The sequence below is a fragment of the Lacticaseibacillus boliensis genome, assembly GCF_054784775.1.
In genome coordinates, this window is record NZ_BAAIHN010000034.1 from 18,907 (window position 1) to 29,979 (window position 11,073).

Here is an 11,073-nt window from a genome sequence, read left to right on the forward strand (position 1 = left end):
GGCGGGATTCCAAAATTTGGAATCTCACCCACCTTTTGTTGTATGACTGTCAGTCTTTAATCTGTCACTCAAGCAGTAAATCAGCGTTGCGACTTACGTTTGCGCTCAGCGAAGCCCATCAGCATCAGTAGCGATGCTCCGAACAATGCCAGTCCGGAAGCTTTCTCATCACCAGTGTCTGGCAGCGCCTTACGTCCAGCCTTAGCCGGGACCTTGGCCAGCGACGTATTGGGTTGCGTCTGCCTCGTTAATTGAGACTCGACCGGTTGAGTCTCTGCTGGCTGGCCAGTCGCTGTGTTTGGCAGCTGTCCTCTATCAGATGTCGAAACGTCTGTGCCCGGCAACTGTTTTCTGTCAGGCGTCGACGCATCTGTGTCTGGCAACTGTCCTCTATCAGGTGTCGAAACGTCTGTGCCCGGCAACTGTCTTCTGTCAGGCGTCGAAGTATCTGTGTCCGGCAACTGTCCTCTGTCTGGTGTCGACGCGTCTGCATCCGGTAACTGTCCTCTGTCTGGTGTCGACGCGTCCGTGTCCGGAATAGTATCACCACCGCCCGGGTTCTGCGAGGTCGTCCCGTTATCCCCTGGTGTGTTCGGGGTCGTGCCACTGCCATTCGGGCCCTGCGGTGTCGTCTCATTATCGACAGGCGTGTTTGGTGTAATGTCGCTACCATTTGGGTCCTGTGGTGTCATCCCGCTATCGTCCGGTGTGTTCGGGATTGCTGGATTGCGTAACAGAGCAATCACAATGCCATCGGCTGATGGCGTTAAAACGTATGGTATCTGAGTTCCTGATTGAACGTCCAATGCCTGATAGCCGTCAGGAACCTTAACCGTGTAATTCCCTTTATCGCCAGTCTTTCCTGCAATCATTTCCGTTTTAACGACCTGATCAGGATTACCAGATTCACTTCTTTCAACGTAAGTGACCTGCAGTTCATCAGCGTTAGGAACATAAGCGACAACCGTCGGCACGTCAGGCAGGTTCGGAATGCGAACCTTCTGATCGGTCATTGGTGTGTAACCCGGAACATCCGGATAATCATTAACGCTAACCGAATCGCCTGGGAAGCCAGTAACTTGCACTGGCGTTGTCGGTGTTAGTGGGTTCCCATCTGGGCTTTTTGGCACCACTGTCGTCGTTAGTTCTGCCTTTGGGACTCGGCCAAAGACAATCGTGAACTTCTGATCCTGCGACGTATTGTGGTCGAAGGTCGCACCGACAGTACCATCACTAATTAAGACATAGCCCTTAAAAATCACCTCCTGAATGTTTGGTACGATCTGACCATGGTTAACAGCGGTATCACTCTTACCAATAATTGTCTGGTCTGGTGTGATTAACTGTTGACCTCCTTCGTCGACATAGGTGACTGTCGCCGTCTGCGTGTCTGGCGCGTAGTTCAAATCTGTGTTACCTGGCTGGTCTGGCACCTTCGGATCCTGATTTGGCGTCACAGTGTAACCTGGTACGTCTGGATATTCACTGATTGGATCTCCCGGGAAGCCGGTAACTTGTACTGGTGTCTCCGGTGTTAATGGATTACCATCTGGCCCCTTTGGAATCACTGTCGTCGTCAGGGTTGCCTTCGGTACTTGCCCAAAGACCACCGTGAACTTCTGAGTATGCGGTGTATCGTGATCGAAGGTCGCACCAACCGTACCATCATCTACCAGCACATAACCCTTCGTGATTGCTGTTTGGATATTTGGTGTAATCTGACTGTGATCGACTGCTGTATCGCTATCGCCAGTAATTGTCTGGTCCGGAACAAGTTGAACGTTACTCTCGTCCACATAGCTGACGATTGCCGTCTGAGTATCCGGTGTGTAGGTCAGTCCTGTGTCTCCTGGTTCGTTAGGAATCTTCGGGTCCTGATCTTCCTTTGGGGTATAGCCTGGAACATCTGGATAATCCGTTGAACTGATCGGATCTCCTGGGAAGCCAGTGACTTCCACTGGGGTTGTTGGCGTTAATGGCTCACCATTCGGATCCTTTGGCACAATTGTCGTTGTCAGGGTTGCCTTCGGTACTTGGCCGAAGGTAATCGTGAACTTCTGATTATTCAACGTATCGTGATCGAAGGTCGCACCAACCGTACCATCATCTACCAGCACATAGCCCTTGACGATTGCATTGTGGATATTTGCCATGAGTTGACTGTGATCGACAGCTTTGTCGCTGTCACCAGTGATTGTCTGATCTGGAACAAGTTGAACGTTATTCTCGTCCACATAGCTGACTATCGCCGTCTGAGTATCTGGCGTGTAGGTCAGATCAGTATTGCCAGGCTCGTTTGGAATCTTCGGGCCCTGATCGTCCTTTGGAGTATAGCCAGGAACATCCGGGTAATCCGTTGAGCTGATTGGATCTCCCGGGAACCCAGTGACTTCCACTGGCGTCTTTGGTTTCAGAGGATTACCATCTGGATCCTTTGGCACTACTGTCGTTGTCAGGGTTGCCTTCGGCACTTGCCCAAAGGTAATCGTGAACTTTTGATTATTCGGCGTATCGTGGTCGAAGGTCGCACCAACCGTGCCATCATCTACCAGCACATAGCCCTTGATAATTGCCTTTTGGATATTTGCCATGAGTTGACTGTGATCGACAGCTTTGTCGCTGTCACCAGTGATTGTCTGGTCTGGAACGAGTTGAACGTTATTCTCGTCCACATAGCTGACGACTGCCGTCTGCGTATCCGGTGTATATTCTACTTCTGTGTCTCCTGGTTCGTTTGGAATCTTCGGGTCCTGATTGTCCTTTGGAGTATAACCAGGAACATCCGGATAATCTGTCTTCGCGATTGGATCCCTTGGGAACCCAGTGACTTCCACTGGCGTCTTTGGCTTCAATAGATCACCATTCGGATCCTTCGGCACTACTGTCGTCGTCAAAGTTGCCTTCGGCACTTGCCTAAAGGTAACCGTGAACTTTTGATTATTCGGCGTATCGTGGTCAAAGGTCGCACCAACCGTACCATCATCAATCAGCACGTAGCCCTTGGTGATTGCCTTTTGGATATTTGCCATGAGCTGACTGTGATCGACCGCTGTGTCGCTCTTACCAGTGATTGTCTGATCTGGAACAAGTTGAACGTTACTTTCGTCCACATAGCTGACGATCGCCTTCTGCGTATTCGGCGTGTAGGTCAGATCAGTATTGCCAGGCTCGTTCGGAATCTTCGGGTCCTGATCTTTCTTTGGGGTATAGCCAGGAACATCTGGATAATCTGTCTTCGCAATCGGATCCCCCGGGAACCCAGTGATTTGTACTGGTGTTTCTGGCGTCAGCGTCGTTCCATCTGGATCTTTTGGTACTACTGTCGTCGTCAAAGTTGCCTTCGGCACTTGCCCAAAGGTAATCGTGAACTTTTGATTATTCGGCGTATCGTGGTCGAAGGTCGCACCAACCGTACCATCATCAAGCAGCACATAGCCCTTGGTGATTGCCTTTTGGATATTTGATGCAATCTGGCTGTGGTCGACTGCCGTATCACTCAAGCCATTAATTGTCTGGTCTGGAACAAGTTGACCGTTACTCTCGTCCACATAGCTGACGACTGCCGTCTGCGTATCCGGCGTGTAGGTCAGATCAGTATTGCCAGGCTCGTTTGGAATCTTCGGGTCCTGATCTTCCTTTGGGGTATAGCCTGGAACATCTGGATAATCCGTCTTCGCAATCGGATCCCCCGGGAACCCAGTGATTTGTACTGGTGTTTCTGGCGTCAGCGTCGTTCCATCTGGATCTTTTGGTACTACTGTCGTCGTCAAAGTTGCCTTCGGCACTTGCCCAAAGGTAATCGTGAACTTTTGATTATTCGGCGTATCGTGGTCGAAGGTCGCACCAACCGTACCATCATCAAGCAGCACATAGCCCTTGGTGATTGTCTTTTGGATATTTGCCATGAGTTGACTGTGATCAACTGCCGTATCACTATTGCCAGTGATTGTCTGATCCGGAACGAGTTGAACGTTATTCTCGTCCACATAGCTGACGACTGCCGTCTGCGTATCCGGTGTGTAGGTCAATTCAGTATTGCCAGGCTCGTTTGGAATCTTCGGGTCTTGGTCTTCCTTTGGGGTATAGCCTGGAACATCTGGATATTCACTGATTGGATCTCCTGGGAAGCCAGTGACTTCCACTGGCGTCTTTGGCTTCAATAGCTTACCATTCGGATCCTTTGGCACTACTGTCGTCGTCAAAGTCGCCTTCGGCACTTGCCCAAAGGTAATTGTGAACTTCTGATTATTCGGCGTATCGTGGTCGAAGGTCGCACCAACCGTGCCATCATCTACTAGCACATAACCCTTGGTAATTGCCTTTTGGATATTTGCCATGAGTTGACTGTGATCGACAGCCGTATCGCTCGGGCCTGCGATTGTCTGATCTGGAACAAGTTGACCGTTACTCTCGTCCACATAGCTGACGACTGCCGTCTGCGTATCCGGTGTGTAGGTCAATTCAGTATTGCCAGGCTCGTTTGGAACCTTCGGGTCCTGATCATCCTTTGGGGTATAGCCCGGAACATCTGGATATTCACTGATCGGGTCTCCTGGGAAGCCAGTGACTTCCACTGGCGTCTTTGGCTTCAGCGGATTACCATCTGGATCCTTTGGCACTACTGTCGTTGTCAGAGTTGCCTTCGGTACTTGCCCGAAGGTAATCGTGAACTTTTGATTATTCGGCGTATCGTGGTCGAAGGTCGCACCAACCGTACCATCATCAAGCAGCACATAGCCCTTGGTGATTGCCTTTTGGATATTTGATGCAATCTGGCTGTGGTCGACTGCCGTATCACTCAAGCCATTAATTGTCTGGTCTGGAACAAGTTGACCGTTACTCTCGTCCACATAGCTGACGACTGCCGTCTGCGTATCCGGCGTGTAGGTCAGATCAGTATTGCCAGGCTCGTTTGGAATCTTCGGGTCCTGATCTTCCTTTGGGGTATAGCCCGGAACATCCGGATATTCACTGATCGGGTCTCCTGGGAAGCCAGTGACTTCCACTGGCGTCTTTGGCTTCAGCGGATTACCATCTGGATCCTTCGGCACTACTGTCGTTGTCAGAGTTGCCTTCGGTACTTGCCCGAAGGTAATCGTGAACTTTTGATTATTCGGCGTATCGTGGTCGAAAGTCGCACCAACCGTACCATCATCAATCAGCACATAACCCTTGGTGATTGTCTTTTGGATATTTGATGTGAGTTGACTGTGATCGACTGCCGCATCACTTAAGCCAGTGATTGTCTGATCTGGCGTGATCAGTTGCTGGCCCGCTTCGTCGACATAGGTTACTGTGGCAGTTTGCGTATCTGCCGTGTATTCAACAGTGACCGTTACGTGGTCATTCCGCTTCAATGAAGCGGGCGGAACAATGGCCGGATTTGGCGTGTAACCCGCTACTTCTGGACTGTCGACAGCCTCGACCGTTTCAGTCGTCCAATCAGTATAAGTGACTTCCTTGGTGACAAGGTCTTCCGTCCCAGTTCGCGTCAAGGTAACAGACTGAGTCTTAGTAGCTGGAGAAGGTACTTTTGTCGCTTCACTAGTGTTGACGTAATTAATCACCCGCGTTGCCGTAGCGCTAAAGTCACTCGGCTTGGCATCATGCGGATCATCCGGTGTGACTGTAACATTATCGTGTGCCAAATGGATATCAATCACTGGTGCGTTTGGTTCCAACGTGTAATCGATCGTATCACTTTGGCCTTCAGCCAGCGTATAACCCGTGGGCACAGTTACCGTATAGGTCCCGGCGGCACCATTTTTGCCGGATTCCGAAACTAGCTCACCTACCGTTGCGCCTTTGTTATCATCATCCACATATTGGAACTGTTGCGTTTCATCCGCCGCATTATAGGTAACAGTAACGCTGACGCTCGGCTTGTCATCAACATCCGGCGTGTTCAGTGACGCTGCCGGCACAGTAGACTGATCCGGAGTGTAGCCCGCTACCTCTGGACTGTCCACGGCCTCGACCGTTTCAGGCGTCCAATCAGAGAAAGTGACTTTCTTAGTGACGAGGTCTTCCGTCCCAGTCCGCGTTAAGGTGACGGACTGATTCTTAGTAGCAGGTGAAGGGACTTTTGTCGGTTCACTCGTATTGACGTAATTGATCACGCGCGTCGCTGTGGCGCTGAAGTCGCTTGGCTTGGCCTCGTGAGGGTCATCTGGTGTGACTGGCACAACGTCATGTACAACGTGGATCTCAGTCGTCTGGTCGCCATCTACCAAGGTGTAGTTGATGGTGTCGTTTTGGCCATCAGCCAAAATATACCCAGCAGGCACGTTTGCCTTCGCGTCAAATGTCCCCTCTTCGCCAGGTTTACCCGACTTGGCAATCGGATCGCCAACTTTTGCCAGACTGTCATCGTCAACATACTGGAAATTCTGGGTGGCATCGCTGATCTGCGGGATAGCTTTGAAAATCAAGGTGACAGTCTGGTCGTCTTCAGTGAAACTCGTGACGTTGCCGTCTGTCCGCAGGTAGGTGTAGCCATCGATTGTCTTCGCCTGAGAAGTTAGGACAAAAGGTGATCCGACAACCCCGCCAGTGACCGTAGAAGGTTGTATCGTTTTGCCCGTATCATCTTTGTATTCAACAGTGATCGTGCTTGGGGTAACAGGCTTAACGTACAAGTTTTCCTTGTACGAGTATGATGTCGTTGCGCCTGGGGCGAGCGAAAGTGCAGGGGTCTCGTATTGAACCCCAGTATCCACCCCATCTATCAAAACCGTGCCATTGTCTGTCCCGACGACCGGCTTACCGGGAATCAAATCACCATAGTAATGAACATTACCTATGTTTGGTGTTCTCCAGTTTCCGGCAATTAGTGTGTCGTTATCAGTAGGTGCCAAATACAACGTGATGCCGTCACCTTTAGTCGATACAATAGAGACCGATCCATCCCCGTTGGAAATAATGGGGATTTTATCATCATCATCCAGTTGCGTGTCGAGGATCGTACCAAATTTTACATCCTTTAGCGTATTAGCACTATCATTTTGAATCGTCACCGTGTGATCGAATGCACCGCTGGCGCCAATCGAAACCGTCTCAATGATCGTCAACTGATCGAGATCATCTTTTGTCGTGAGACGAATGTAAGGCGTGCCATCCCCAGCCGTCGCTTGGTCATATTGTATTTCTGATTGCGTTTGCTCTTTCAAATATAGGGGATAGACAAGTGGCTGATAATCTTTCGGGTCTTTAGTTAAATCCCGCTCATAATACGCGCTGGTATCACCAAGGAAATAGGCGTAGCGATGTTCTGTTGCATTAGCATCATCAAGCTTGACCATGTTATTAAAAAGTGGGAAACCGTAGAGATCGTCTAGCTGACTATAACTAGGCGCAATCGTAAAGAGATAACTTTCGCCATTAATTTGAACCGTACGAGAAAGCTTAATTGTAGAAGGATCAGCAACCGGCGTCCACGTGATACCGTCATCTGGGGTGGCCGCTACCGCGTCGACGGCGGTCTTAACTTGTGGTTGTGGCGTCGCCGCTTCAACATCACTAGATTCCGCTACCGACTCGGCAGGCTGAGACGCCGTTGCGACGTCTTCACTTACCGGCTCAGCGCTGTCTTGCGTTGCTGGCGTTGTCGTTGACTCGGTGTCGCCAGGTGTAGCCGTTGCAGCCGACTTTTGCGTGTCGCTTGCATCAGCGTTTGGCGCTGGCGCTACAGTCGTCCCGGTGGTGCTAGGTGCAGTCGCCACTACTGGTTTTTGTGTGTCGTCTGCGTCAGTGGTCTGTGCGTCTTGTGTCGGCTGATCTTCCTCGACAACAGGTTCAGCAGTCGGTGCAACGACCGCCGGCTGATCTGTCTGTGGCGTCGTTTCTTCAGTTGCTGGTGTGGCACTTGCCACAGGCGCAGTTTCAGACACTACGCTTGTTTTATCAGTATTTTGAGTCGTCTGGCCAGCCTTAATAGACGGCTCCTGAGCAACAGATTGCGACGTCTTTGAAGAAGCGACTGGTACACTGTCCTTCGCGGCGACTTCAATCTGAGCACCCGTAGTCGTTGCCGCATGAGTGGTCTGCCCTTGAATCGTCATCACTGTCCCCACAGCAACGAGCAAGGCGGTCAACCAACGTCCTTTACCCTTGAATAACTTGACGCGTGTTTTAACTTCTGGTTCTTGGCGCAATCGGTTATGCGTCGATAACTTACGATAATCTCCAACCAAAACGATCCCACCCTTCTCAATATCCATACTCCAAAATCGAAAAAATAATTTTATTTAAACACAGTATAATTGATGAGCTGACCACCATCAACGTAAAAGACTCATTATTCTAGAAATAATAATCTTAAAACAGTGTATGTATGCGGCGATTAATGGGTGCCTACTGATTGGATTTCTTTCCAATTAGCTAAGAAGTTGATACAGCGCTATTAGCCACATTCTCCTCGCCTATTGCCGTCATCTGAAACCCGGCCACTCTCGAACGCAAGCACAACCGGCACCAAGACTTCTCGGCAAATCGTGACCGTTAAAGCATCCATCAACGTCTGTCACACTCCCTACAAACGTTTTTTCGAAAAATTCCATATAAAAAAGTAGGCGTAATTTTAAATTTCAAAATTACACCTACTTTTTTTCGTCATATTACTTATTGCTGTATAGCTTACACCTGTAACTCAAACAGCTAATCAACGTTGTGACTTGCGCTTGCGTTCACCAAAGCCCATCAGCATCAAGAGCGATGCGCCAAGTAGCGCCAATCCTGATGTCTTTTCATCACCAGTGTTTGGTAATGCCTTACGTCCAGCTTTAGCTGGGACATTAACTGGCATCGCGCTAGACTGTGCCTGACTTGTTAGCTGAGATTTAACCGGCCGAGACTGCGTCGGCTGGGCATTTGCCGTCTCCGGCAATTGTCCCTTGTCAAGCGTGGATGTATCCGTGTCCATCAGTGGTCCTCTGCCAGGTGTTGACGCATCTGTGTCTGGCAGTTGGCTTCTGTCAGGGGTCGAGGTATCTGTGGACGGAGTAGTACCACTGCCGTTCGGCTTCTGTGGTGTCGTCCCGTTATTGCCTGGGGTGTTTGGTGTCGTGCTACCGCCATTAGGATTCTGCGGTGTCGTTCCGCCATTGCCTGGGGTGTTTGGCGTCGTGCTGCCGCCATTAGGACTCTGCGGTGTTGTACCACCATTGCCTGGGGTGTTTGGTGTCGTGCTACCGTCATCGCGATTGCGTACCAGATAGATCACAAGCCCATCAGCTGATGGCGTTAAGATATACGCAATTTGAGCCCCCAGTTTAACGTCAAGCGGTTGATAGCCATCCGGAACCGTAACAATATATTTACCTTTATCACCTGTCTTTCCTGTAATCATTTCTGTTTTAACGACGTGATCAGAATGACCAGCGTCGCCTTTTTCAACATAAGTGACCTGCAATTCATCGGCATTAGGAACGTAGACAACATTCGTCGCCACGTCAGGCTGGTTCGGAATGCGAACCTTCTGATTTGGCTGTGGGGTGTAGCCAGGTACGTCTGGGTAATCCTTTGAGCTGATCGAATCCCCTGGGAATCCAGTAACTTGTACTGGCGTGGTTGGCGTCAATGAATCCCCGTTTGGATCCTTTGGCACGACGGTCGTCGTCAGGGTTGCCTTCGGCACTTGGCCAAAGGTAATCGTGAACTCCTGATTATGCGGTGTATCGTGGTCGAAAGTCGCACCAACCGTACCGTCATCGACAAGCACATAGCCTTGATCGATGGCTTTCTGAATATTCGGCATGAGCTGACTGTGGTCAACTGCTGTATCGCTTGGACCGGTGATTGCCTGATCTGGTGTGATCAGTTGCTTACCGGTTTGGTCGACATACTTAACAGTAGCTTTCTGCGTATCTGGCGTGTAGGTCACAATCGTGTCGCCTGGCTCATTTGGAACCTTCGGGTTCTGGTTTGGTTCTGGGGTATAGCCCGGAACCTTTGGATAATCCTTGGCATCGATCGGATCTCCTGGGAACCCAGTCACTTGCACTGGCGTGGTTGGCGTCAATGGCTCACCGTCTGGATCCTTTGGACTCTTCGGACCCTTTGGTACGACGGTCGTCGTCAGGGTTGCCTTCGGCACTTGGCCAAAGGTAATCGTGAACGCCTGATTATGCGGCGTGTCATGATCGAAAGTCGCACCAACCGTACCGTCATCGACAAGCACATAGCCTTGATCGATGGCTTTCTGTATATTCGGTGCAATCTGACTGTGGTCAACCGCCGTGTCGCTGAGACCACTGATTGGTTGATCTGGTGTGACCAGCTGTTTACCGGTTTCATCCACATACTTAACAGTAGCTTTCTGCGTATCTGGCGTGTAGGTCACAATCGTGTCGCCTGGCTCATTTGGAACCTTCAGATTCTGGTTCGGTTCTGGAGTATAGCCCGGAACCTTTGGATAATCCTTGGCATCGATCGGATCTCCTGGGAACCCAGTCACTTGCACTGGCGTGGTTGGCGTCAACGGCTCACCATCTGGATTCTTTGGACTCTTCGGACCTTTTGGTACGACGGTCGTCGTCAGGGTTGCCTTCGGCACTTGGCCAAAGGTAATCGTGAACTCCTGATTATGCGGCGTGTCATGATCGAAAGTCGCACCAACCGTACCGTCATCGACAAGCACATAGCCTTGATCGATGGCTTTCTGAATATTCGGCATGAGCTGACTGTGGTCAACTGCTGTATCGCTTGGACCGGTGATTGCTTGATCTGGTGTGATCAGTTGCTTACCGGTTTCATCCACATACTTAACAGTAGCTTTCTGCGTATCTGGCGTGTAGGTCACAATCGTGTCGCCTGGCTCATTTGGAACCTTCGGGTTCTGGTTTGGTTCTGGGGTATAACCCGGAACCTTTGGATAATCCTTGGCATCGATCGGATCTCCTGGGAACCCAGTCACTTGCACTGGCGTGGTTGGCGGCAACGGCTCACCATCTGGATTCTTTGGACTCTTCGGACCTTTTGGTACGACGGTCGTCGTCAGGGTTGCCTTCGGCACTTGGCCAAAGGTAATCGTGAACTCCTGATTATGCGGCGTGTCATGATCGAAAGTCGCACCAA

2 protein-coding genes are annotated in these 11,073 nt (G+C 50.5%); both read right to left on the bottom strand.

What is annotated here, in order from left to right:
• Positions 1–80: 80 nt before the first annotated feature.
• On the bottom strand, positions 81–8,219 hold the full coding sequence (locus tag ACYVRB_RS11840) for a mucin-binding protein (RefSeq protein WP_461215608.1): 8,139 nt from the start codon (positions 8,217–8,219) through the stop codon (positions 81–83).
• Positions 8,220–8,659: 440 nt separating this feature from the next.
• The coding region (locus ACYVRB_RS11845; RefSeq protein WP_461215609.1) for a mucin-binding protein at positions 8,660–11,073 on the bottom strand (2,414 nt) is incomplete at its 5' end.